Annotated in this window: 25 protein-coding genes and 2 tRNA genes (1 of these 27 only partly in view); 1 reads left to right on the top strand and 26 read right to left on the bottom strand. The window is 30.9% G+C overall.

Annotated elements, in window-relative coordinates:
* The 22 genes from ACKTTC_RS03660 to ACKTTC_RS03555 all read right to left on the bottom strand — a co-directional run.
* Positions 1–389: the 5' portion of a nucleotidyltransferase family protein gene (locus ACKTTC_RS03660; protein ID WP_408038384.1), read on the bottom strand. 661 nt of this gene lie to the left of the window's left edge; only the first 389 of its 1,050 coding nucleotides appear in the window; it begins with the start codon at positions 387–389; its stop codon lies off the left edge, out of view.
* A gap of 15 nt (positions 390–404) precedes the next feature.
* On the bottom strand, positions 405–1,076 hold the full coding sequence (locus ACKTTC_RS03655) for a PIG-L deacetylase family protein (RefSeq protein WP_408038382.1): 672 nt from the start codon (positions 1,074–1,076) through the stop codon (positions 405–407).
* Positions 1,073–1,960, bottom strand: coding sequence for a formyltransferase family protein (locus ACKTTC_RS03650; RefSeq protein ID WP_408038380.1), 888 nt, complete (start codon positions 1,958–1,960; stop codon positions 1,073–1,075). The genes ACKTTC_RS03655 and ACKTTC_RS03650 overlap by 4 nt, the downstream gene beginning before the upstream one ends.
* A 4-nt stretch (positions 1,961–1,964) precedes the next feature.
* Positions 1,965–3,125: a UDP-N-acetylglucosamine 2-epimerase gene (neuC, locus tag ACKTTC_RS03645; protein ID WP_408038378.1), complete on the bottom strand. Its 1,161-nt coding sequence runs from the start codon at positions 3,123–3,125 to the stop codon at positions 1,965–1,967.
* Positions 3,122–4,129: an N-acetylneuraminate synthase gene (gene neuB / locus ACKTTC_RS03640; protein ID WP_408038376.1), complete on the bottom strand. Its 1,008-nt coding sequence runs from the start codon at positions 4,127–4,129 to the stop codon at positions 3,122–3,124. Before neuB ends, neuC begins: the two co-directional genes overlap by 4 nt.
* Positions 4,126–4,710: a NeuD/PglB/VioB family sugar acetyltransferase gene (locus tag ACKTTC_RS03635; RefSeq protein WP_408038374.1), complete on the bottom strand. Its 585-nt coding sequence runs from the start codon at positions 4,708–4,710 to the stop codon at positions 4,126–4,128. The genes neuB and ACKTTC_RS03635 overlap by 4 nt, the downstream gene beginning before the upstream one ends.
* 9 nt (positions 4,711–4,719) lie before the next feature.
* Positions 4,720–5,868 (bottom strand): LegC family aminotransferase, encoded by a 1,149-nt coding sequence (locus ACKTTC_RS03630; RefSeq protein WP_408038373.1) that lies wholly within the window; start codon positions 5,866–5,868, stop codon positions 4,720–4,722.
* Positions 5,869–5,872: 4 nt separating this feature from the next.
* Positions 5,873–7,060 carry a UDP-N-acetylglucosamine 4,6-dehydratase gene (locus ACKTTC_RS03625; RefSeq protein WP_408038371.1) on the bottom strand — a complete coding sequence of 396 codons (1,188 nt, stop codon included), beginning with the start codon at positions 7,058–7,060 and terminating at the stop codon, positions 5,873–5,875.
* A 3-nt stretch (positions 7,061–7,063) separates the two neighbouring features.
* Positions 7,064–8,386, bottom strand: a complete 1,323-nt coding sequence (locus ACKTTC_RS03620; RefSeq protein ID WP_408038369.1) for a UDP-glucose dehydrogenase family protein — start codon at positions 8,384–8,386, stop codon at positions 7,064–7,066.
* Positions 8,387–8,390: 4 nt separating this feature from the next.
* The gene (locus ACKTTC_RS03615; RefSeq protein WP_408038367.1) at positions 8,391–8,822 is read right to left on the bottom strand and encodes an adenylyltransferase/cytidyltransferase family protein; all 432 of its coding nucleotides are present in this window, start codon (positions 8,820–8,822) and stop codon (positions 8,391–8,393) included.
* 310 nt (positions 8,823–9,132) lie between these two features.
* Positions 9,133–10,101 carry a Gfo/Idh/MocA family protein gene (locus tag ACKTTC_RS03610; RefSeq protein ID WP_408038365.1) on the bottom strand — a complete coding sequence of 323 codons (969 nt, stop codon included), beginning with the start codon at positions 10,099–10,101 and terminating at the stop codon, positions 9,133–9,135.
* On the bottom strand, positions 10,102–11,385 hold the full coding sequence (locus tag ACKTTC_RS03605) for a nucleotide sugar dehydrogenase (RefSeq protein WP_408038364.1): 1,284 nt from the start codon (positions 11,383–11,385) through the stop codon (positions 10,102–10,104).
* A gap of 12 nt (positions 11,386–11,397) precedes the next feature.
* On the bottom strand, positions 11,398–12,381 hold the full coding sequence (locus ACKTTC_RS03600; RefSeq protein ID WP_408038362.1) for an SDR family oxidoreductase: 984 nt from the start codon (positions 12,379–12,381) through the stop codon (positions 11,398–11,400).
* Between the two features lie 107 nt (positions 12,382–12,488).
* A tRNA-Val gene (locus tag ACKTTC_RS03595) sits at positions 12,489–12,563 on the bottom strand.
* 17 nt (positions 12,564–12,580) lie between these two features.
* Positions 12,581–12,655: transfer RNA gene (locus ACKTTC_RS03590), tRNA-Val, on the bottom strand.
* Between the two features lie 69 nt (positions 12,656–12,724).
* Complete coding sequence (locus tag ACKTTC_RS03585; protein ID WP_408038360.1) at positions 12,725–13,936, bottom strand: bifunctional folylpolyglutamate synthase/dihydrofolate synthase; 1,212 nt, start codon at positions 13,934–13,936, stop codon at positions 12,725–12,727.
* Positions 13,937–13,973: 37 nt separating this feature from the next.
* Positions 13,974–14,807 carry an energy transducer TonB gene (locus ACKTTC_RS03580; protein ID WP_408038358.1) on the bottom strand — a complete coding sequence of 278 codons (834 nt, stop codon included), beginning with the start codon at positions 14,805–14,807 and terminating at the stop codon, positions 13,974–13,976.
* A gap of 1 nt (position 14,808) precedes the next feature.
* Positions 14,809–15,201, bottom strand: a complete 393-nt coding sequence (locus tag ACKTTC_RS03575) for an ExbD/TolR family protein (protein ID WP_408038356.1) — start codon at positions 15,199–15,201, stop codon at positions 14,809–14,811.
* A gap of 57 nt (positions 15,202–15,258) precedes the next feature.
* Positions 15,259–15,948, bottom strand: coding sequence for a MotA/TolQ/ExbB proton channel family protein (locus tag ACKTTC_RS03570; RefSeq protein ID WP_408038354.1), 690 nt, complete (start codon positions 15,946–15,948; stop codon positions 15,259–15,261).
* A 110-nt stretch (positions 15,949–16,058) separates the two neighbouring features.
* Entirely contained in the window at positions 16,059–17,531 is a 1,473-nt protein-coding gene (gene nhaB, locus ACKTTC_RS03565) for a sodium/proton antiporter NhaB (RefSeq protein WP_408038352.1), read from the bottom strand.
* A 17-nt stretch (positions 17,532–17,548) separates the two neighbouring features.
* Positions 17,549–18,781, bottom strand: a complete 1,233-nt coding sequence (locus tag ACKTTC_RS03560; RefSeq protein WP_408038350.1) for a Glu/Leu/Phe/Val dehydrogenase dimerization domain-containing protein — start codon at positions 18,779–18,781, stop codon at positions 17,549–17,551.
* Between the two features lie 312 nt (positions 18,782–19,093).
* The gene (locus ACKTTC_RS03555; RefSeq protein ID WP_408038348.1) at positions 19,094–20,155 is read right to left on the bottom strand and encodes an anhydro-N-acetylmuramic acid kinase; all 1,062 of its coding nucleotides are present in this window, start codon (positions 20,153–20,155) and stop codon (positions 19,094–19,096) included.
* Between the two features lie 169 nt (positions 20,156–20,324).
* Here ACKTTC_RS03555 and ACKTTC_RS03550 point away from each other — a divergent pair, with 169 nt between their 5' ends.
* Positions 20,325–21,467, top strand: coding sequence for an acyl-CoA dehydrogenase (locus ACKTTC_RS03550; protein ID WP_408038346.1), 1,143 nt, complete (start codon positions 20,325–20,327; stop codon positions 21,465–21,467).
* A 100-nt stretch (positions 21,468–21,567) separates the two neighbouring features.
* Here the strand turns inward: ACKTTC_RS03550 and ACKTTC_RS03545 are convergent, their stop codons facing one another.
* From ACKTTC_RS03545 to ACKTTC_RS03530, 4 genes are all read right to left on the bottom strand, one after another.
* Positions 21,568–22,689, bottom strand: coding sequence for a T9SS type A sorting domain-containing protein (locus ACKTTC_RS03545; protein WP_408038344.1), 1,122 nt, complete (start codon positions 22,687–22,689; stop codon positions 21,568–21,570).
* 695 nt (positions 22,690–23,384) lie between these two features.
* Complete coding sequence (hmpA, locus tag ACKTTC_RS03540; protein ID WP_408038341.1) at positions 23,385–24,590, bottom strand: NO-inducible flavohemoprotein; 1,206 nt, start codon at positions 24,588–24,590, stop codon at positions 23,385–23,387.
* Complete coding sequence (locus ACKTTC_RS03535; protein WP_408038339.1) at positions 24,560–25,042, bottom strand: HPP family protein; 483 nt, start codon at positions 25,040–25,042, stop codon at positions 24,560–24,562. Before ACKTTC_RS03535 ends, hmpA begins: the two co-directional genes overlap by 31 nt.
* 151 nt (positions 25,043–25,193) lie before the next feature.
* A complete protein-coding gene (locus ACKTTC_RS03530) occupies positions 25,194–25,985 on the bottom strand; it encodes a tRNA pseudouridine synthase A (RefSeq protein WP_408038337.1) in 792 nt (263 codons plus the stop codon).
* Positions 25,986–26,027 lie beyond the last annotated feature (42 nt).

Here is a 26,027-nt window from a genome sequence, read left to right as displayed (position 1 = left end):
CTTCCTCTACCTCCCGCCATAATAACAGCATCTACAGGTAGGTACGATCTTAAAACTCTAAAATTAATAACATTAATTATAACACCATTTTTATCTATTACAGGTAATATTCTATAATTATTTTCTCTGTATTCAATAATTTTATTGATATCATAATCCTCTTTCTTTATATATTTAGGATTATCTTGAATAATTTTAGTTACTATGTCATCTATCGCTACACCTTTTAATAACCCTCTTCTAACATCTCCATCAGTTAAAGACCCTATAAGTTTATTCTTATCATCGATAATAAAAAGAATAGCATCTTTAGCAAGAATATCTAACTTCTCCAGTGCTTCTTTAATAGTACTTTTTTGATTGATTAAATGTTCTCTGTAATTTCTCATATTATTAAATACTATTTACTTGTCTATATATTTTAACACTTGGTAAGCTTCTGCATACTCTACTCCTGCTGTAGCTCCTCTAAAAGTTGCAAGAGCTTCCAAATTTCTATTAGATCTAGGAAAAGGATGTTCTCCTATTTCTGATTCATAGATAGACATAATATCTATTTTTTCTTTTAGATAAGGACTTATATCTACAAAATAGTTCGGTAAAAAATGATTTTCTGGTAATGCTACACCAAATTCAGTTTCAGAAATACACTCATACATGAATACTTTTTTTACAAATGGATACCTAAAGGATTTTGTACAAGCCATTACAGCTTTAAACGTAATTAAATGATCCGAATGTGCATCAGAACGATTAAGAACGTAAATTATTTCAGGTTTTGATTCATTAAAAATTTTACTTATTTCAGGAATCATAGTTAAGAGACTTTCATCACTCAAACACATTGTAGGATAATTCAATTTGTAGGTTTTGTGAATTTTAAGTCTTTTCTCAACCTCCATGATTTCTTCTTGTCTACTATCAACTCTTTCTTTACTAAACCCTTGGTTTTCACTAATGTTTGTTGTTATTAACCAATGAATTTTATCTCCTGATTCTCTGTGCTTTATTAATGTTCCCCCACATCCAAGAATTTCATCATCAGGATGTGCAGATATCACCATTATATTTTTCATAAATAATCTCCTTTTATTGGTAGTATTTTAAATTCATGCTCTATAATTCTAATTGCTCCATCATAAGTTTTTACAACAATCCCATTTTTTTCATCAGCTTCAAGTACTTTACCTGGTTCATAATTATCAAAAATAGTAGTTTCATTTTCTACTCTCCACACAATTACATCTTCTGTTCCATACTCTATATGAGCTCCCACATAAGGTCGAGTCAGTGAACGTACAAGGTTTACAATGGCTTTAGAGGTCATTCTAAAATCTATTTTCCCATCACTTTTCCCTCTTTTCCTCCAAGTGTTGCCTTCATTTTTATCTTGTACAATTTTGCTTATATTTCCTTTATTCTTTTGTAAATCTTCAGAAAAAGTTACAATTTGATGTAAAGCCTTTCTAGTAATTTTTTGATATAAAGTAGTGGCATCATCATTTTCTATCTTTATGATTTCTTGTGATATTATATCACCAGTATCTGCACCTTCATCCATAATAAAAAAAGTGCTAGCAGTTTGCTTTACCCCTAAAAATAGTGCCCATATAATTGGGTGTCTCCCTCTATTATTAGGTAATTCTGCAGGATGAAAACCTACTACACCATATGGAGGTAAAGTTAATATAGTGTTTGAAAGAATATGGGACCATCCAAAACAGTAAATAACATCAGGTGATTTCTCTTTAATAAAAGAAATTAACTCTTCTTCGTTATCTTTAGTACGGTATTTAACTGGCACACCATACTGTTTAGCTAATGGTGTTAAATCATGAAAATCAGCATTGAACTTCGAAGTCTTCTTTGTTATCAAACCAACTACTTCAAATTCATTTTCTAATAAAGAACTAAGTGCTTTATATGAAAACTCAACTGTTCCTATAAATAAAATTTTCATTTTCTTATAAGTCATAGAATTGTTTCTTTAATATATCTTTTAAATCAGTTCTTTTTAAAACATCAACTATTGTATCCGAAGAGTTACCTGTACCATAAGGGTTATTAGCTATAGATAGCACATTATTTTTAAATTCTTTAGATATTGATTTTCTAATAGCTTTTTCTATATCCTCAGTAGAGGACAGACAAGATATTACACTATCTCCTATAATTCTTCCTCGCTGTCTATCACCTATATTTACAGTTGCGGTGTTAAAACTTGGCACTTCAATTAAACCACTTGAAGAATTACCAATAACACAATCTACATATTTTAAAGCTGATAAATATCTTAATTGCCCTAGAGATGTAAAACATACAGATTTTAAAGGGTTATTCTTTACATACTCTTCAATTCTATCATTAATAATTCTTCCGTCCGTATCTGAATTTGATTTTGTAAAAATTATTTTACAATCATCAATTTTATCGATAGCTTCAAGTAGTTGATCTATTTGTTCTCCTGCTGTTGATTTTTCTAATGTTACTGGGTGAAAAGTCACTAAAAAGCTATATTTTTTATCTAATTTAAACGATATAGATTCTTCAAAATCTTCTCTTGAAAGTAATTCTAGCTTATTTATATTTTCAATTCCTAAAGCTCCAACATTATAAACTGACTCTGGTGATTCCCCCAGTTGAATAATTCTTTTTTTATAATCTTCTGTAGAACAAAAATGGACATGAGACATTTTGGTTATAGAATGCCTTATAGATTCATCTATTAAACCTTCAGTTGCTTCACCTCCATGACAATGAGCAGTTGGAATTCTACTAATCATTGCTGCTGAAACCGCTGAAAAAATTTCAAACCTATCTCCTAACACAAGAATTAAATCTGGTTGTAACTCGTCAAATGCTTCTGAAAAAGAAATCATAGCTAATCCCATACTTTTCGAAATACCAATTGGTGAATCAGACGACAAAAGAATTTCTATTTTTTTATCAATATGAAATCCGTCTTTTTCAATTTGTTTATAGGTCAAACCAAACTCAGTAGATAAATGCATTCCTGTAACAATAAGTTGTAATTGAAAATCCTTATCTTCTTCAATTGATTTCATTACCCAATACAACAAACCGTACTCGGCCCTAGTCCCTGTTATAACACATATTTTTCTCATTGTACAATTACATCATCTATATTAAAGTCCTTATTTGAGATCTGCCCTATTACCCTATCCCAATTCATAGGAGAAATTCCATTACCCGGTCTTTTAATTCCTAAATTTTCTTCAGTAAACGCCTCTCCTTTTTGAATAGGTTTAATAGCTACAATACTTTTTCTAACTATATCTTTATTTTTTGTTTCTGAAACCGAAGGTTCTTTTATTCCTGATCCACTTAATGCTTTCTCTATATTACGAATTGAGTCTACCATTAATTTTAATTCTCTAGGTTCTAAGGAAGCTCTATGATCTGGTCCTTCCATATTTCTATCAAGAGTAAAGTGTTTCTCTATTACCTCAGCACCAAGAGTAACGGCTGCTACTGGAACTTCTACTCCCAAAGTATGATCGGAATACCCTATATTCACTTCAACTTCTTCTTTAATATGGAGCATCGCTTTAAGATTAACATCCTTCATTGGTGTAGGATATTCTGTATTACAATGTAAAACAGTTAATTTATTTTTATCAACCCCTCCATTAATAAGAACTTCAACTGCCTCTTTTACTTCAGTAATATCTGCCATACCCGTTGATAAAATTACTTCTGGAAATAGGCTTGCAATTTTTCTTAAATAAGGTAAATTAGTAATTTCTCCTGAAGGTATTTTTGCTAAACGAACACCTATATTATACAAAAAATCAACACTATCAAAATCAAATCCTGTGGATAGAAATTTCACTTTTTTGTTTTTACAATATTCAATTAAATGGTGATGATCGTCTTGAGAGAGCTCTAACTTTTTAAGCATCTCAAACTGACTATCATTATTGTTAGTATTAGAATCCTGATACTCTGCTCTCTTAGCGTTTTTAGTAACTAATTTATTAGCTTTAAATGTCTGAAACTTTACATAATCAACCCCTGCTTCTGCAGCTACATCGATTAATTTCTCTGCTAGCTTAATATCTCCATTATGATTTACTCCAGCTTCTGCTATTATGAGTGTTTTCTTCATCTTTTAATAAATTCTCCAGCACTAATTATGCTGTTTTCTTTAATAATTATTCCATTAGAAATGGTTGCATTACTTCCTATAAAGGTGCCTCTTTTTATAATTGAATCCCCATTTACTACAGAACATGTAGAAATATGGCAAAAATCTTCAATTATAACACTATGTTCAATATTTGATTTTGTATTAATAATACAGTTCTTACCTATTTTAGCATCTGTATTCACAACAACATCGTGCATTATAACTGTTCCTTCTTCTACTTTCGAATGTTTAGAAACATAAGCTCTTGGGGAAATAACAGTTGCTAGTTGTCCTTTTGCTTTAATTATTTTTTTAAAAATTTTCTCTCTAACTGTATATGATTTTATTTGACCTACTGTAATTAAAAAAAACGTATTATCATTAACAAACTTTTCTATAAGTTCATCTCCTCCTAAAACTGGATAACCAAATATTTCTTTTTGGTCGGTATAATCATCAAGAATTCCTTTTATTGTAAATTTATTATTTAATTCAATAATATCTATTACAGACATACAGTGTCCTCCTCCTCCTATAAGTATAAGCTCAGGTTTATCCATTCAATTTGGTTATAATCTAACACTACTTGGAATATTGACTACTCTATCTTCTAACCACTCTGCATTTGTTAGCGGTCCTTTTACATTTTCCTTATACATAGGTAATTTATTCATGAGTTGCCATATTGGTCTAGTCATCACCCCTGCTTTATTGCTCTCTTCTAAAAACAAATCTCGCTCCTTTCTATCTTTCAAAAGAATCGCATTTAACCAAAAGTTACACTGCTCCTCTTCTCTTTCCTCAAAAAATGACACTTCGCTACCTTTAAAAAAGGTCGAATATTTAGATGCCAACTCTCTTTTATTTTCAAGAAAAAAATCTAATCTTTCAAGTTGTGCAAGCCCCAATGCAGCATTAATATTGGGCATTCTATAATTGAACCCAATATTATCATGAACATATTCCCATTTATGAGGTACTTTTGACTGAGTTGATAAATGTTTTGCCTTAGCTGCCAACTCATCATCATCAGTCAAAATTATTCCTCCTCCACCTGTCGTCATAATTTTATTTCCATTGAATGAAATTGCTGCTATTTTTCCAAAAGTACCTAAATGCTTTCCTTTATAAAAACTCCCCATTCCTTCTGCTGCATCTTCAATTAATTCAATATTATATTCTTTACAAACACTTAAAATTTCTTCTATTCTACATGCATGACCAAATGTATGCATTGGCATACATGCCTTAATACGGTTATTCGTTATTTTATTATAGCATTCTCCATTTCTCTGCTCTGAATGTTCCTTTAAAAAAGTTTTTAGCGCTTTTGGTGATAATCCCATTGTATCTATATCTACATCTACAAATACAGGCGTAGCATTTGCATATACTATTGCGTTTGTTGTAGCAATAAATGTAAGTGGTTGAGTTATTACCTCATCACCAGGTTCAACACCAGCAACAAGTAAAGATAAATGAAGAGCATTAGTACCATTAACACATACTATTGCATGTTTTGCTTTTGTATATTCTGCAACTTTATCTTCAAATAAATCGACAAACTTTCCTACGCTAGAAACAAAGGTAGAATCAATACATTCATTTAAATATTTCTTCTCATTTCCATTTAAATTAGGCACATGAAGTGGTATAAACTCATCAGGTGTATCAAACAATTCACGTATATATGATAATATCTTAACTGTTTCTTTCATTCTACTACATTTTAGAATCCAAATAAATACCTACTTCCTTATGTCCAAAATTAGGTAACATTTCATGGAATAACTTTACAATCTCTTCTTTACTCCAAGATTTTTTTTCCCTTAATTCATTAATTACATTAAGGAAGTGTTTTAATTTCTCTTCATTAAATTCTGGAGCATTTTTTACAATTCCTAAATTGTAGTGCTTTTCTAAATCTAACTCTTCCTTATCTGTAAAAAATTCTTCAAAACTTTTTTCTCCTGTAGTATTACTTTTTGTAAATAAACAAGGCCACTTACCTTTTTCTTCAAGGTCATTAATTGATGCTCTAGCTTCATCCTCAGAGTTCACCATACTAGGAGAGTATCCTTTCTCTTCAAGAAACTTTTTAGCTATTTCTGAAAAAGTGATTAAATGTAAACCTTGATCAAGTTTTGGGAAGTATATATCTCTATTCTCTCCAAAAATACAAGACATTAAACATAGTTCTCCTGATTCTTGAGGTACAACAAAATATCTTTTTATATCAGAAGGCGCAGCAATTGGTTGTCTCTTTTTGATCCTTTGCTCAAATCCATGTAATAATGACCCATCAGAAAAAGCTACATTAGCAAATCTCGCTGTAGATATATTAATATATCTACTTCTCTCCATTAAAAACATTTCCATTATTCGTTTAGATCCTCCCATCATATTAACTGGGTTTGCTGCTTTATCTGTAGAAACACAAAAGTATTTTTTTACCTTCATCTTTATTGACTGATCAATAGTTTTGATAGTATTCAATATATTGACCTTAATCATTCTCATTAAGGTATACGGATCTTTTTCACTTCTTACGTGTTTTAATGCTGATAGATTTAATACGTAATCATACCCATCTCCATTTTCAATAAACGCATCATACTCTATTGATCCTATATCTAGAGCTAATGTTTTAAAATCTCCTTCTATATATCCGTATGAACTCCTTATATCCCTAACTAACTCTACTAAATTATTCTCACTAATATCTACTACATGAAGTTTTTTAGGTTTTCTTTTAAAAATTTCTTTAGTTACAGCTTGACCTATTGTACCAGCCCCACCTAGAACTAAAAAACTAGAGTTAGAAACTTCATTTATTAACTCTAATTCATTAACTTTAATATCCTTATTAAAGAGAAGTTCATTTCTATTAATTAACTTTAAATAATCCATTTTTTATTTCCCAATTCTATGATATTGTATTCCTTTTTCTGCTAAATTATAAGCTATATATTGATTTCTACCATCAAAAATGATAGGTTGATTTAATTGCTTTTTTATTTCATCAAAATCTGGAGATCTAAACTCTTTCCATTCTGTTAATAAAATCAATGCATCTGCACCTTTTAAAACTTCATATTTAGACTCATAATACTTTACTTCTTCGATTTCTTTCAAATAAAAGGATTTAGCTTCCTTCATTGCTTTTGGGTCATATGCTTTAATTTTTGCTCCTCTTTTAATCAACTCACTTATAACATATAAAGCTGGAGCTTCACGCATATCATCTGTTCCCGGTTTAAAAGAAAGTCCCCAAACTCCAAATGTTTTATTTTCTAAGTTCTCTCCAAAATGTTTAATTATTTTTTTAGCTATGACAAGCTTTTGTCTGTTATTAACATCTTCTACAGACTCGATTAGCTGAGCTTTATAATTATGTTCTTCTGCAATTTTTTTAAGAGCTTTTACATCTTTAGGAAAGCAAGACCCTCCATAACCAACCCCTGGGTAAATAAAACTATACCCTATTCTAGAATCCGAACCAATCCCCAAACGCACATCATTTACATCTGCTCCAACTCGCTCACAAATATTTGCTATTTCATTCATAAACGAAATTTTGGTTGCTAACATAGCGTTTGCTGCATATTTAGTCATTTCTGCTGAACGAACATCCATTGTAATAAAGCGATCATGCGTTCTAAAAAATGGGCTATATAACTCTTTCATCTTTTTAAAAGCATATTCAGAATCAGCTCCTATCACTACTCTATCGGGTTTCATAAAATCGTTTATAGCAGCACCTTCTTTTAAGAATTCAGGATTAGAAACCACATCGAAATCAATATTTAGACTTCTCTTCTCCAACTCTTTTTTTATAGTTTCTTTTACTTTATCTGCAGTTCCTACTGGGACTGTCGATTTATTAACAACAATTAAAGCTTTATCCATCTTTCTCCCAACCTCCTTTGCCACGGACAAAACATATTGTAAGTCTGCAGAACCATCTTCTCCCATTGGGGTTCCAACTGCTATAAATACTATTTCAACTTTTTGTATTGCCTCTTCTATATTTAGAGAGAAAAACAAGTTTTCTCTATCCATATTTGTACGAACCATTTTTTCTAGACCTGGTTCATATATAGGAATAATTCCTTGACAAAGCTTATCAATTTTCTGTTTATCAACATCTACACAAGTAACAGTGTTTCCCATTTCAGAAAAACATGCTCCTGAAACTAGACCTACATAACCTGCGCCAACAACGGCTATATTCATAAAACTATTTATCCTTCGACCTCAAACTTTCTTTTTCGTGAACTTCTTTTCGTAATCCACTACTAGAAAATCGATGTTCCCTTTTATTAAAATATAATTTTATTCCTTTTTTCTCGCAATAATCTCTACCTGTGAATTTTTTGTTTGCATACTCCTCTCCAATTACTCTAACATCAATTTTAAACGAACGCAAAATATCTTCTAAATCTTGTTCTGTTGTATACGGAATAATTTCATCAACATACCTACAACCTTTTAATTGAATATACCTTTCTACTATAGACTGTACAGGTTTATTTTTTTCTGGCCTATCAATAGTTGGATCAGTTTGCATTCCGCATATTAAATAATCACATTGCCTTTTGGCTTCTTCTAACATTTTAATATGGCCCGCATGAAGTAAATCAAACGCACTAAAAGTTATACCTACTTTCATATTCTATTTTCATTTTTTAATGGACAAATATATTAAGTTATTCTATAATGAAAGTTCTTTTTCTGCTTTATTAATGATTTAATCATTTCTATTACATGAGAAAAAACTTAAATTTTACGCTTTTCCAATTAGAGTCTTCTACTCTAATTTCACCCTACTCCAAGTAATCAGCCCAAAAGCTAGATTTTACAACTATTTAATTCCTTAAAATAGTCTTCCTTAATTATCCCCCTTCTAAATTAACAAATTAGATTTCAAAGTAGTATTGATATTTCATAATTTTACATTTCTATAGCATTTTTTCTTTAAATCATCTTTTAAAAGGATGTCCAGATAGTATTTTTTTGGCATATGGATGAAACTCCCCTTTTAAACCTATTGGACTTGAATTCCTTATATTATGCACTATTTCTATAGCTCGTTTTGCATCTTCTAAACCATAACCTTTACCCTCAAGTATACTTTCATACACCTTTGTATGTAGATCTGTAAATCCTCCTGAAAATTCTAATTCTTCCCCTTCTATAGTTATAGACCTGTATGTTCTTTGTCCTTTTTGCTTTACCTCTTCAGGTAAAACATTATAGTTTATTGACAAAAACCAACGAACTTTCGCTCTTTCAAATTCTAAATAACCTGCCGCCCTATCATGTGTATGCACATGGACAACATTTTTTTTCACTTCTCCAAAAATCCACGACAGCATGTCATAAAAATGTACTCCAATATTTGTTGCAATTCCACCAGACTTAGATTGATCCCCCTTCCATGAAGTATAATACCAATTCCCTCTAGAGGTTATATATGTTAAGTCAATATCAAATACTTTATTTTTCGATGAATTACTTACTTTCTCTTTCAGTTTTAAAATACTTGGATGCATTCTTAACTGAAGTATATTCCATATTCTTTTTCCTGATTCTTTTTCCATTTTTTGAAGCGCATCTATATTCCAAGGATTCAAAACCAATGGTTTTTCACATATGGCATCTGCCCCTCTTCTTAGAGCAATCCTAATATGAGAATCATGTAAATAATTTGGAGTACATATACTCATATAATCTAACGATTGCTTTTTCTCATATTTTAACTTTTCTAAATATCTATCAAAACGCTCTATTTCTACAAAAAAATCTGCATTTGGGAAATAACTATCCATCACGCCTACACTATCAAATTTATCTAATGCTGCTATTAAACTATTTCCAGTATCCTTAATTGCTTTTAAATGTCTAGGTGCTATATACCCAGCCAAGCCTATCAATGCAAACTTCTTCATTTATAATGTTTTGTCTTTCTGCTCTTCACCAAGAACATTCTTAACATCGTATACTACAGATTTTTCTTTTCTTAAACTTTTAAAATTTATAACTTTAAACTCATCGTGCCCTACAGCTAAAATAATTGCATCAAATTTTTGGTTAGGAATTATTTTAGTAGATAATAAACTATATTCTTCCTTAACTTCTTCAGGGTTCGCCCATGGGTCAAATAACACCACCTTTGTTCCATAATCCTCAAGAGATCGAATTACATCTACAACTCTTGTATTCCTAACATCTGGACAATTCTCTTTAAATGTGATTCCTAACACTAATATTTCAGCACCTTTAATTCTAATATCATTCTTAATCATCAATTTCACAACATCTGATGCCACATATTCCCCCATACTATCATTTAACCTTCTTCCTGCTAAAATAATTTCTGGATGATAGCCATATTCTTGTGCTTTTTGAGCAAGATAATACGGATCTACACCTATACAATGCCCACCAACTAAACCTGGCTTAAACGGAAGAAAGTTCCACTTTGTTCCTGCAGCTTCTAAAACATCATGTGTATTAACCCCCATCAAGTTAAATATTTTAGCTAATTCATTTACAAATGCTATGTTAATATCTCTCTGAGAGTTTTCTATCACCTTAGCTGCTTCTGCCACTTTAATTGTAGGAGCTAAATGTGTTCCCGCAGTAATTACAGATTTATACAAATCATTTACTTTCTCTCCCACTTCAGGTGTTGATCCAGAAGTTACTTTTAAAATTTTCTCAACAGTATGTTTTTTATCTCCTGGGTTTATTCTTTCAGGTGAATATCCTGCATAAAAGTCCTTATTAAAAACTAAACCCGATACACTCTCTAAAACAGGAATACAATCCTCTTCGGTTGCTCCAGGATACACTGTAGATTCGTATATTACTATGTCTCCTTTTTTAAGTACACTTCCTACTGTCTCACTTGCTTTAATCAAAGGAGTTAATATAGGTCTGTTATTTTTATCAACTGGAGTTGGTACTGTTATAATATAATAATTACACTTATTCAGTTCTTCTATTGAAGTTGTGCAATACAAGCCTTTTTCATTTGAAGTATTTGTTACCAACACAGATTGTAACATCTCATCACTTACTTCTAAAGTTGTATCAACACCAAACATTAATTCATCTACCCTACTCTGGTTTATATCAAAACCAACTACAGTATATTTTGTTGCAAACAACCTGGCTAAAGGCAAGCCAACATACCCTAGACCAATAATACCGACATTTATTTCACTCATAAATACATTTATTTACAAATTATCCCAATACCATTTAACTGCCTCTTTCAAACCTTTCTCCAATGAGAACTCTGGGGTATACCCTATCAAACTCTTTGCTTTATCTATACTAGCTAGAGAGTGCGGAATATCTCCTTGTCTATTAGGCCCATTTTCCACCTGAATTTCTTTAATACTAGGATTATATTCAGAAAGGTATTTTTTTAAATACTCTACTAAATCATTTAGTGTATTCCTTTCACCATAAGCTACATTATATACTGTATTTACAGCATCTTTGTTTTCTGTTACAAGCGCCAAAATATTAGCCTGAATTACATTATCTACGTAAGTAAAATCCCTTGAATAGTTACCATCGCCATTAATAACTGGAGAATCTCCTTTCATCAACTGACTAACAAATTTAGGTATTACTGCCGCATATGCTCCGTTTGGATCTTGTTTACGACCAAAAACATTAAAATACCTTAAACCAATAGTTTCTATATCATAGGTCTTAGAAAAAACATCTGCATATAATTCGTTAACATATTTTGTAATTGCATAAGGAGATAATGGTTTTCCAATTTCATCTTCTACTTTAGGCAAAGCTTTTGAGTCTCCATAAGTTGAAGAACTTGCTGCATACACAAAACGCTTTACCCCTTCATCTCTAGATACCACCAACATATTCAGAAAACCATTAACATTTACTTCATTTGAAGTTATTGGATCTTTAATCGATCTAGGTACAGAACCTAACGCCGCTTGATGCAAAACATAATCTACTCCTTTCACCGCTTTTTGGCAATCTTCTAATTTTCTAATATCTCCTTCAATAAGCGTAAAATTAGGATTGTTTTTTACATCTTTTAAATTTTCTTTTTTTCCAGTCGAAAAGTTATCTAAACACACAACTGAATTTCCTTTCTTTAGTAATTCTTCACAAAGATTTGAGCCTATAAAACCAGCCCCTCCAGTGACTAATATTTTTTTATCGGAAAGATGAATTTGCATACGATTTTGTTACTATCAATTTCAACAAACAAACCTACAAAAAACAAACGATATTAAAGGAAATGAAGTGTAACAAAAAAAGCCTCCGATAAATATCGGAGGCTTTGTGGGCGAGAAGGGATTCGAACCCCTGACCCCTTGGGTGTAAACCAAGTGCTCTGAACCAACTGAGCTACTCGCCCGAGTAAGTTTGTTTTTGTGGGCGCGAAGGGATTCGAACCCCTGACCCCTTGGGTGTAAACCAAGTGCTCTGAACCAACTGAGCTACGCGCCCTTACTCGTTATTGCGGGTGCAAATATAAGACAGTTTTTCGATCTGGCAATACTTTTTTTGATTTTTTTCTCATAAAATTTCTGCAATTGTAAATGTACTCCCTCCAATATAGATTAAATCGCCCTCTTTGCTTCTTTTAAGAGACTCTTTATAAGCACTATATACATTCTCATAAGTTTTTCCTTCTAAATTAAACTTTTTAGCTTTTTTTTCTAATTCTTTTTCAGAAAGTCCTCTTGGAATATTTGGTTTACAAAAATAGTACAACGCTTTTTCAGGAAACAACGGTAAAATATCATTTAGGTTTTTATCTGAAACCACTCCTAATACAATATGTAATTTATTATATTTTTCTTTTTGTAATTGATTTAACACATAAATTAACCCTTCTTTATTATGTGCTGTATCGCAAATTACTTTAGGTTTTTCTTGTAGTATTTGCCATCTACCTTTTAGGTTCGTGTTTTTTACCACTTTTAACAAACCAGATTTCATTTGTTCTGAAGTAATCGTAAAGTTTTCTAACTTTTCTATAACTACAATTGCTGTTTGAATATTTTTCTGTTGATAATCTCCCAATAAATCTGTTTGATAATTATGCTTAATTTTATCAGAAGCGAATGTAACTTCTACATCAAGCTCCTTTGCTTTATTTATAAAAACATCTTCAGTTTCTTGCGCCCTTTCTCCGATTACAACTGGAATATTTTGTTTTATAATCCCTGCCTTTTCTCCAGCTATTTCTTTTAGAGTATTTCCTAAAATTTGCACGTGATCTAATCCTATGTTTGTAATTACAGCAATCTCAGGTAAAACAATGTTTGTTGCATCCAATCGTCCTCCTAATCCAACTTCTATAATAGCAACATCTACTTTTTCTTCTACAAAATAATCAAAAGCTAATCCTACTGTCATTTCAAAGAAAGACAACTTATGTATTTCGAAAAAGCTCTTATGTTCTTCTATGAAACGAACTACTTTATCTTCTGAAATTTCTTTTCCATTAATTCGAATTCTCTCTGTAAAACTTTTTAAATGCGGAGATGTGTACAAACCAACTTTATATCCTGCTTCTTGTAATACTGAAGCAATCATATGACTTGTAGATCCTTTTCCATTAGTTCCTCCTACATGAATTGTTTTTATTTTCTTTTCAGGGTTGCCTAAATGATCCGATAACAGAATTATATTACTTAAATCTTCTTTATAAGCAGTCTTACCTTGACTTTGGTACATAGGCAATTGCTTAAACATCCAATTTGTAGTTTCTTGGTATGTCATTTTGAATTACGAATTACGATTTTGGAGTTTAAACCTATTATTTTGTTAAAGAGAACTTGTATATAATGGTTCCTTTTTGTTTTGCAGGTGCTTTACCATCTGCATTCCACTTTGTTTTTAAAGCCGCCTGTTTTGCTGGTTCCATTAAACATGGTGAAGTATTAGTAGTTCCACGGGCTCCAGGTTTAGCTTTAATTACATTACCATTTTTGTCTACCTCTATACTTACAACAACAATTCCTTCTTCTTGACAGTCTGGTTTCTCAATTGGTTTAGATAAAGCTTTTCTTCCTGCTAAATTATAATTACCTCCAGAACCTCCTCCTGTTTTGCCGTAATATTTAGAAGAACTAGGATCTCCATTTTTATCCCCTTTGACTCCTGGTTTTGCATCGTCTCCTTCTCCTTGAGCATTTTCTCCTTCTGAATTATCTCCATTCAGCAAACTATTTAATGCATCTGTTGCTGCTTTAGAAGGCTTTGGTTTTGGTTTTTCTTTAGGTTTAATCTCTTCGTTTACCTCCTCTACTTTCTCTTTAGTTTCTTCGGATTTTTCAACAACAGGAACATCTTCAGCTGTATCATCAGTTATTACCTCTTCCTGAATAGTTTCATTCGGCGTACTTTCCTCTATCGGTTCTTGTACTTCTTCCTCAACAACTTCTTCTCTTTTCGTTTCAGTTGTTTTTACTTTCTCTACTGGTTTACCTTGTCCGAAATCTGAATTCCCAAGATTTATTGTAACTCCATATTCTACAGGTGGATCCATATATTTCATACCAAATCCATACATCATGAATAGCAACAGTATTAGAATTACTGTTGTAATGATTGCTGACTTACGTTTATGTACTGTATCAAATAATTGCATCTTATCTTCCTTTAACAGCTAAGATCATTTTTAATTTATTCCTATTTGCAATGTCAATTACTTTCATCACATTTTTATACGGAACATTTTGATCTCCTCTAATAACTACTGTTTTTCCTTTATCAGCTCCTACTTTTAACAACAATTCTTGTTCCAAATTTGTAGAAGATACTTTAGATTTATCTATAAAAAAATCTGACTCCTTTGTTATAGTTACCGCTACAGAAGTTTTATTTTCAGTTTTACCTCCAGCTTTAGGTAACAACACATCAATAGCGCTTACAGTTACTAATGTAGATGTAAGCATAAAAAAGATCAATAACAAGAATACAATATCTGTCATTGATGACATATTAAAGTTTGGGTCTACTTTATTTCTACCTCTTAAATTCATATCTAAATTAGATTGTAAGTTCGTTTAAATATTTTTGTTAAAAAACTCACAGTTGATTTATACTGGTTCATTTAATAAATCTAAAAACTCAACAGACTTCGCTTCCATTTGATACACTACTTTATCTGTTCTTACTACAAGGTGGTTATAAGCTATATACGCTATAATTCCAACTATTAACCCAGCTACAGTAGTTGTCATTGCCGTATATAAACCATCTGATAACATTTTAATGTCTATCTGTCCTCCCGAATTAGCTATTTCATGAATAGCTACAATCATTCCAATAACAGTTCCTAAGAAACCAATCATAGGAGCTGCTCCAGCAATTGTTGCCAACACAGAAACATTTTTCTCTAATTTATATACTTCAAGCTTCCCTGCATTTTCTATTGCTGTATTGATATCTTCTAAAGGTTTTCCTATTCTTGAAATTCCTTTTCCAATTAATCTTGATGTTGGAGAATCTGTACTTTCACACATAGACTTTGCTGCTTCCAACTTCCCGTTCAATACAAAATCTCGAATTTGATTCATAAAATTCTTATCTACTTGTGAAGCACCTTTGATTGCAAAAAAACGCTCAAAATATATGTACAATGCAACAGCCAATAGCACAAATAATAATGCAATAATTAACTGTCCTCCTAATCCTCCATCTTTAATTAATTGGATAATTGATAATGTTTTTTCTTGTGATGCTTCATTTAATGCTTCTTCTGCTACTTCTTGAATGAATAAAAACATAAAAAAAATTTAAAGTATTTTAATTTAACGATTTCTTTTTGCTAAAATTATAAAAAATAAATCCTGAATTTAATAAACTCAGGATTTTAACTATATGTAAATTTTAATTTTTACGATAACATTAGTTTTACCATTAGGTATCCTAAACCTCCTAATACAATTGTATATGGTAATGCCATTTTTACCATTTTACCATATGATAAATTAATTAAAGGTGCCAATGAAGATGTTAGTAAAAATAAGAATGCTGCTTGTCCATTTGGAGTTGCTACACTCGGTAAGTTTGTACCTGTATTGATAGCGATTGCTAATTTTTCAAAATGTTCTCTATCTATTGCACCACTTTTGAATGCACCTTCAACTTCTCCAATATAAACAGTTGCTACAAAAACATTATCACTAATTGCAGATAAAAATCCGTTTGCTATGTAAAACAATCCTGGTTGAGATGCTGGGTCTTGTTCTAATGCCCAGTGAATGATTGGACTGAATAAGTGTTGATCGTGAATCATTGCTACAATCACAAAAAATACAACTAATAAACCTGTGAATGGTAATGCTTCTTCAAAAGCAGGTCCTAAATGATGTTCATCTATGATTCCCATAAATGCTGTCTGAATAATAATCAATGCCAAACCAATAAAACCAACTGGAGCAATATGCAATGCTAAACCAGCGATTAATAATATTGCAGACACACCTTGAACGATTAATCCATACTTTTCTTTTTGTGTACGTTTTTTATCTTCTTCTTCTGTATATCTTTCAATAATTTCTGCTGCTACTTTTGGTAATTTAGTTCCAAAACCAAACCAACCTGTAGTTTCTAATACTACCGTAGTTAAAAGCCCCGCTGCTAATACAGGAATTGTTATTGGTGCCATTTTCACAAAGAATTGAACAAAATCCCATCCCATTCTTTCACCAATTAACAAGTTTTGAGGTTCTCCTACCAATGTACAAACTCCTCCTAGTGCTGTACCAACAACACCATGCATAATTAAACTTCTTAAAAAGCTTCTAAATTGCTCTAATGTTTCACCACTCAATTCTTTTCTATCCAAAATTCCGTCATCATCATAATCTTCGGAACTAGAATGTATTTTGTGATATACTCCATAGAAACCTACTGCAACACTAATTAATACAGCAGTTACTGTTAAGGCATCTAAAAACGCAGATAAAACAGCTGCTAGGAAAACAAATAGTAATGATAGAATTAGTTTTGATTTTATTTTAGTAAAAACTTTACTAAAAATGTACATTAATAATGGTTTCATAAAGTAAATACCTGCAACCATAAAAACTAATAGTAACACCACTTCCAAATTTTGATCTACTTCATGATATGCATTTTTAGGTGTTGTTAAACCTAGCGCTAATGCTTCAATAGCTAACAATCCTCCAGATTGTAACGGATAGCACTTTAATGCCATTGCTAAAGTGAAGATAAATTCTCCTATGAATAGCCATGCTGTAACTGTTTTCCCTAAAACAAAGAAGGAAAACACATTAAAAATTAAGAAGCCGATCATGGTCATTTTAAACCATTTTGGACTGTTTCCTAAGAAGTGTTTTAACATAATTTTTTATTTTTCGTTTAGATTAATTCTTTTAACGCAATTTCAAATGCTGTCTCACTTATGCTCTTTTTTGAAGAATTTTTAGCATAAGTCAATTCTAATGCTCTTCGTATAGTTTTAGAGGTATCATTAAAAATTGCTTCGTCTTCCATTGAAACTCTTTTCTCCATGAAATAGGCAAATACTCTCGCCATTCCACAGTTTGAGATAAAGTCTGGAATTAAACTTACTTTTTTATCTGTATCTTCCATAATAGGTCCGAAGAAGATTTCTTTATCAGCGAAAGGCACATTTGCCCCACTTGAAATCACTTCTAAACCACTATCAATCATTTGGTTGATTTGTTCTTGTGTTACTAATCTTGAAGCTGCACATGGCGCAAAGATTTCACAAGGTAAATTCCATACTTTTTGATTCATTTCTTCAAATGGAATCATATTCTCATTCTCTGCTACCAATGTATTACCATCTTTATTTAAGAATAAGGTCTTAATTTCTTCAAATGTAAATCCTTCTTCATTGATAACTCCTCCTACTCTGTCTATAATTCCAACTACTTTAGCTCCCATTTGCGCTAAGTAATATGCAGCTGCAGATCCTACATTTCCAAATCCTTGCACTACGGCTCTTTTTCCTTTTACATCTCCTCCATAAATTTCGTAGTAATGTTTTACAGCTTCTGCAACTCCGTATCCTGTAATCATATCGGCTACGGTATATTTTTTAGAAATATCTGGAGAATATAGTTCATTTTCTAAAACTTTAATTACTCCATGACGTAATTGTCCTATTCTATTAATTTTATCTGCTTCTGTAGGCTTAAAGTGTCCATTAAAAACACCTTCTTGCGGATGCCATACTCCACAATCTTCAGTAATTGGAATTACTTCGTGTATTTCATCTACATTTAAATCCCCTCCTGTTCCATAATAGTTTTTTAATAATGGAGCAACAGCTTTGTACCATCTTCTTAAGACTCCTTCTTTTCTTGGATCTTGTGGATCGAAGTTAATTCCAGATTTTGCTCCTCCAATAGCTGGACCAGAAACTGTAAATTTCACTTCCATTGTTTTAGCAAGTGACATTACTTCATATTTGTCTAATCCTTTACGCATTCTTGTTCCTCCACCTGCAGCACCTCCTCTTAAAGAGTTTATTACTGTCCATCCTTCTGCTTCTGTTTCAGAATCTTTCCAATTAAAAACTATTTCTGGTTGTTTTGTCTCGTATTTTTTTAATAATTCTTTCATGATTTAACTAGTTAATAAGGTTTGTTTTGATTTATAAAAACTTCTTTTTCTCTATTCATTAAATCATGTAAGCTAAAGTTGTCTCATTATAATCTTTTTAGTTGTTTTGTTTCCCTCGCAAACTTACCAAAAAAATAAATTTGAAGTATCATAAATAGTTGTACAATCTTTTAATTTTTAATCTTTTTATGATTCTCTACTACCGATTGTTACTTATTCTAAAACGACGGCTAAAATACTAAGGAAACTTTTAAAACCAAAAAAGTTTCCATGGTTTCTTCACCTTTTAACACATATTTAAGATTCCTGTTTTTATTTTTTTGACGTATAGATTTTTCCTGATGAATGATCTTTAATTGCTCCAGTTACCGACTGTAAACAATTTATTTTGTCTTTATCTCTTAATAATCCTAGGAAAGCGAATATTAAAGCTTCTTTAAATTCTATCAACTCGCCACTTTCCTTTACAATGTTAAATCCTACTTCTTTTTCTATTTCTTCCATCAAAAAAGTATTATAAACACCTCCACCAGTTACAAGAACTGGTCCTTTCTCTCTTATAATTCTTCCTATTTGAAATGCACTATGCTTTACAAATGTTCTTAAAATTGTAGGGATTTCTGTTTCTAAATCGTTAATTAATGGAAAAACTTCCGCTGTTACCCATTCTAATCCTAGCGATTTTGGTGGTTTACTATTATAGTATGAAAGTGAATTTAGAGCTTTAAGTAATTCAGCATTCAACGTACCTCCTCTTGCAATTTCACCATTTTTATCAAAATCATATCCTATTTTTCTAGTGTAATTGTTTAAGACAATATTTACAGGACAAATATCAAAAGCAATTCTTTTATTTTTTTCTTGATATGAAATGTTTGCAAATCCTCCTAGGTTTACACAAGAATTATACTCTTCAAATAATAATTGATCACCAATAGGAACCAAAGGAGCTCCTTGGCCTCCTAATTCTACATCTTGTGTTCTAAAATCACATATTACTTTATGATTTGTTACATTAGCAATAGATTGTCCATCACCTATTTGAAGTGTTATTCCTTTTTCTGGTTGATGAAAGACCGTATGGCCATGAGAAGCGATCAAGTCGATTTCTTCTATCTTATTATTCGTTATAAATTCTTTGACTTTTTCACCTATGTAGCAACCATACTCAAGATCTAACTCTTTTAATTTCTCTTTAGATTGTAATATTGCTTCCTTTAATAATTTCTTCCATTGAGCTGTATAAGAAAATGTTTCCGCTTTCAGTATTTCAAACTTTTTATAATCTTCTTCAAACGCAACATAGGCAATGTCTAATCCATCTAGTGAGGTTCCAGACATAACTCCTATTACGTGTGTCTTTTTATTTTGCATAGGATAAAATTAGTAATAAATCTTTCTTGATTATCTTATGAGTTTCATTTTCTATTTCTAAACTCATTCTACATAAGGCAAAAGTCTTTCTTGATTTTGACAGTATGATAGGAAAAGGGTATCTTTGGAATCATTTTTTATGAATTTAATATAACTATAACGATTTAGAATGGATTTTAATCTAACAGAAGAGCATTTAATGATACGTGACGCAGCTCGCGATTTTGCACAAAATGAACTATTACCTGGTGTAATTGAAAGAGATGAAAAACAAGAGTTTCCAAATGAGTTAGTTCGAAAAATGGGAGAACTTGGTTTTATGGGTGTTATGGTTGATCCTAAATATGGTGGTAGTGGTATGGATACTGTTTCATATGTATTAATTATGGAAGAGTTATCTAAAATCGATGCTTCTGCATCTGTAATGGTTTCTGTAAATAACTCTTTAGTTTGTTATGGTTTAGAGGCATATGGTAGTGAAGAGCAAAAGCAAAAGTATTTAACAAAGTTAGCTACAGGAGAAGAAATAGGTGCATTTTGTTTGAGTGAGCCTGAAGCTGGTTCTGATGCTACTTCTCAAGCAACTACTGCAGAAGATAAAGGTGATTATTATTTATTAAACGGTACTAAAAACTGGATTACAAACGGTGGTAGAGCTGGTGTTTATTTAGTAATTGCACAAACAGACAGAGAAAAAGGACATAGAGGTATTAATGCCTTTATTGTAGAAAAAGGAATGGAAGGTTTCCACATTGGTCCTAAAGAGGATAAATTAGGAATTCGTGGTTCTGATACTCATACATTACAATTTAATGATGTAAAAGTTCCTAAAGAGAATAGAATTGGTGAAGATGGTTTTGGATTTAAATTTGCCATGAAAACTTTATCTGGTGGTCGTATTGGTATTGCTGCACAAGCTTTAGGTATTGCTGCTGGTGGTTACGAGTTAGCTTTAAAATATTCGAAAGAGCGTAAGGCATTTGGAACAGAAATTTCAAATCACCAAGCAATTGCATTTAAGTTAGCAGATATGTATACAGAAATTGCTGCTGCTCGCCATTTAGTTATGCAAGCTGCTTGCGATAAAGATGCTGGTAACAATTATGATAGAACTGGAGCTATGGCAAAATTATATGCTTCTAAAGTAGCAATGGAACAAACTGTTGAAGCTGTTCAAATTCATGGTGGAAATGGTTTTGTTAAAGAATACCATGTAGAGCGTTTAATGCGTGATGCTAAAATCACTCAGATTTATGAAGGAACTTCTGAAATTCAAAAGATTGTAATTTCAAGAAGTTTATTAAGAGAATAATATCTTTGAATATCATATTATATAAAAAGCTCATCAAATAAGATGAGCTTTTTATATAATGAGGCTTCTCTTTTCAGAAAAGATGATTGATTCTTTAACTTTATTTTTTGATAATTTTTTTAGTTATTACTTTATCTCCTAGTTTTATTTCACAAACATATAAACCAGCTTCCCAATTACTAACATCAACTTCAAAATTACTTGATGTAAATACTTTCTTGTAAACTTCTGCTCCATTAACATCTATTACCCTAATATCTAATGGAAGGTTTTCATTAATACTAGGCTGTGCTCGTGCTATTTTTAAATAATTAGTTACTGGGTTGGGATACAATTTCAAACTTTCTAGATTTAAAGTTTTATGGGCTTCAATTTCTTCAGATAACGTTTCATTAACCTCATCTAATTTATCTTCTTTTTGATTTTTACCAGAAAAACATGTGACTACTCTAAAAAATTGTAGAGGTGACGATTTCCAAACAGGTCCAATAGAAAGTCTTACTAAATATAGTTTTCCAGGTTTAAAATATTCACCATTTTGAGCAGCTAACGCGTTTAAACTAATAAAAGAAGGTGCTTCACCTGGACCTACCCAATTATCGTAATAATCTTTTTTAAAGCTCCAAGTATTTAAGTCGAACTCAGCTACTCTCACATGATATCCACTTTCAAATGTGCTACACGAACCATTAATTGTAACTGCTGTACTACAAATGGTTTTAACTTCTTGCGGTCCATATTTAGATGGCTCATTATGGGTACTTTGCACATTATACATCGTAAAACATGGTTTTGGCCCTCCTGATTTAATACTTTTAATAGGTGTATAAATTGTTTTTGTACCATCACTCGCACTTACAAAAGTTATTCTAACTCTATACTCATACTCAGTTCCTTCTAATTGAGTTGTTTTTCCTGTTCCTGAGTAAGTAGCAGATGGAGTTGCACTGTATCCTGTATTAGGGAAATGAGTAACATTCGGTACAAACCAACTCCAAGTTGTCTTTCCTTTTTCTCTTCTTTGTGGTGATAAATAAAATTTCCCAGATTGAAATGTATGCACAAATGCAGTTACTTTTAAGTGTATTGTTTTAGTATCAGGATAACTTGAAGCACTTTGACTTAAGTACAATTTCGATGACACAATAATTTGTGCATTCGTCTTTTGCATCAAAGCAAAAAATAAGACAGTAAAAAGTGTTGTTAAAATAGTTTTTCTCATAATTAATTGTTTTAAATTTCCCTTACTCTATTCAATAGGCTTTTCAGGTTACGCCTCAATTTATATGTAGTATTAATACACTAACAACACACTTTATACAAACCTCTTCTTGTATTTATATTAGGAACAGTAATACAATCCCTTTTCAAGAATCTGATTTGGTTATTAATAATTAAATGATTTATTATTGTGAAGCTTTGTCTATTAACGCTTATTAGTTACATTTTAATGATAGTAATGTCTTCACTTTTATACGGTAAGTCTACATTAAACTTTTATGGACTTAGTAAAGAGTTGCCATAAAGAATGAAGTATACTCGTGTTTATTTATAAAGTATTATCCTAAAGCTAATTTATTATAGAATATTGATTTTCAGACTACACTTTTGGGTAGAAAATCGTAATTTCTTATTTAAAAAGAATATGCAATGAATAATATATTCATCATATATCATTCACTAGTTTTTTTATATGTTTTGTAATTGAATAAGGTAAATAAACAAATAGAGAAAGTCGATCCTCAAAAAATTCTATTTGAGAAAACAGGAAATATATTATAGCGTAATTTTATAATGAGGTAAATAAGAAACTAGAATTACTTATTTCTATTTTTATTTTAAATAAGAACTAACAAATTACCTTCCTTGAATTCAAATTTGTAAACTAAGAAAAAGTAATTTGTTAGTGTCTTTTTATTAATATGCTAAAGCTAACTCTTCTACAGGTCCAAAAAATTCATAATATATATTTTCTGAAGCTATTCCTAATTCTTCTAATATATGTAATGTATTGGCCATAAAAAGAGTCGGTCCACAAAAGTAAAAATCACTTTCATTCGAAATATCTAAGTCGAGTAAAATTTCTTTTGTTAAAAAACCTTTATAATCATAGTTTTTACCCAATTCATCTGTATCTATAGGCTCGCTATAAATTGTTGAAATTGAAATATTCTCTTTTTCTAATTCTTTTATTTCTTTAGCAAAAGCTTGTTTTTCACTATTCAAAGCACATTGAATAAAAACTATTTTTCTCTCTTTATCTCTGCTTGCTTCTTTAAACATACTTAATAATGGAGTTACTCCAATTCCTCCACTTACAAAAACAATAGGTTTTTTACTATTTCTTAAAACAAACTCACCTGAAGGCATTCCGATAGTTAAAGAATCTCCAACATGAATACAATTATGTAAATAATTAGAAACTACTCCTTCAGGATTTCCTTCTTCTTTTTTAACGCTAATCCTTAAATACTCTTTATTATTTGTATCAGACAAACTATAATTTCTAGTATGTTTATGAGTTGTACTAGGTATATTTACTGTTACACCGACATATTGTCCTGATATAAAAGCAGGTACTGGAGTTCCATCTTTTCTTTGTAAATAAAATGACGTAATTACCTCGCTTTCTTTTACTTTATTTATAACTATAAATTCTTTTGTTCCTCTAAACCCTCCTATTGTTTCTTCTCTTTCAGAGTAAATCGTTTCCTCTCTATTGATGAAAACATTTGCTAAATCAGTATATGCTTCTCCCCATGCGTTTATAATTTCTGGCGTTGCAGCTGCACCTAATACTTCCTCAATAGCAATTAATAAGTTTTCTCCAACTATAGGATATGCTTCTTTTGGTATAGATAAACTTGTATGCTTTTGAGCTATAACTTCTACCATATCTCCTAACATCTCCAATTTATCAATATGAACTGCATACTGAAAAATTGCATTTGCTAATACTTTTTGTTGTGTACCTTTTTTTTGATGTGTCATGTTAAACACATCTTTTAATTCTGGATGTTTTTCAAAAAGTAGTTTATAAAATACTCTTGTAATAGCTTCTCCATGTTGTTCTAAAACTGGTGCTGTAGACTTTACGATTTCAATCGTTTTTTGACTTGCCATGATAATTTTTCTTTAATTATTGTAAATGAATAAATAATTGTTAAACCAGTTGCAGTTGGATAAAACACATACAGATACCCTAGATCATGTATGTTAGCATTCGATAATAATGGTATAATAGCAATAGCTCCCGCTGGTGGGTAACTAATGTTCATCAAATTCATAATTAAAACACTAGAACTAATTACAAATATGACTTTTATTAAAAGTGATTGATTTAATTCGTTCCCATATACTCCTATAGCAGCAGAAATAGTAGCTGCTAAAAGTATTTGAGTATAAGAATATTTAATTGTATTGTTGGAAAAACTTAATACAGCAGCAGCGCCAAAAGCTGCTATAATAATAGTATCTGTACTTCCTTCAATTAAAAACTTATGTACCCAATAAATACTTAAAAAACATAATATCGAAACTGTATAATTAATTAAATTTATACATGCATTTACCATTTGTACAACCTTTAACTCGAGTAAAATTAATACTGGTAATAATCCATGATTTATGACTCAAATCATACAATGTTTTGCTTATTTTTTCATGTTGAATACAATAATCTTTTTAAGTTCTAAAAATCAATTGAATAAAAGTTTTGTTTTATAATTATGAAAAGTTGCTAAATTTTATAGCATGTAAATGCAAACCTGAAGCCGGCGCTATGGTTTTTAAAAATTCGATTTGATTATCCGGTTGTAAGCTTTTCTTAATAAATTCTAAATCATAATTTCCTTTTCCTAATTCGATCAAAGCTCCCATTATTAAACGAATTTGATTTCTTAAAAAACCTTGTCCACGAATTATTAATACGTAACTTTTTTTAGGAAAAAAAGAAGCTGTTATTTCTGTATTCTCTTCTATATAACAAGCATCAATTGTTCTTGTTACTTTTGTTTCTTTCGAAGGTTTAGTACAATAATTTTTGAAATTATGAAGTCCTTCAAACAACCTTGCTCCTTCAATCATTAACTCAATATTGAGTTCATCTAAAATCCCAACTAAAAAAGGAGCACAATAAGGATGATTTTTCTCTCCAAATGAAAAATAATATCTATACTCTTTAATTTTTGGATGTTGAATGATATTAAAACTTTCGTCTTCAATTCTTGTTATTTCAACTACTCTAATATCTGCTGGTGAGTTTCTATTAAAATCTTCAATGAAATTTTCTATAGTTATTGATTCATCTATGAATAACTGATATGCATAATTTGTTGAAGAAACTTTAGCGTCTGTTCTTCCAACTCCAATTGTTTTAAATCGGATTCCTTTACAAACAAATTTTAATGTCTTATCTAAAGCCCAATGTACTGTTTTTAAATCGGGTTGTTTTTGCCAACCGTGAAATCGAAATCCTAAATATTGAAATCGTACTAAATACGCATAGTTATAATTCATACTTCAAAATTACTCTTTTAGCAATAAAATCTAAACTCGTTT

The organism is Tenacibaculum amylolyticum, from assembly GCF_964511145.1.
Lineage (GTDB): Bacteria > Bacteroidota > Bacteroidia > Flavobacteriales > Flavobacteriaceae > Polaribacter > Polaribacter amylolyticum.
Note: the sequence above shows the minus strand (reverse complement) of the source record. Positions and strands in the feature narration are given on the sequence as shown.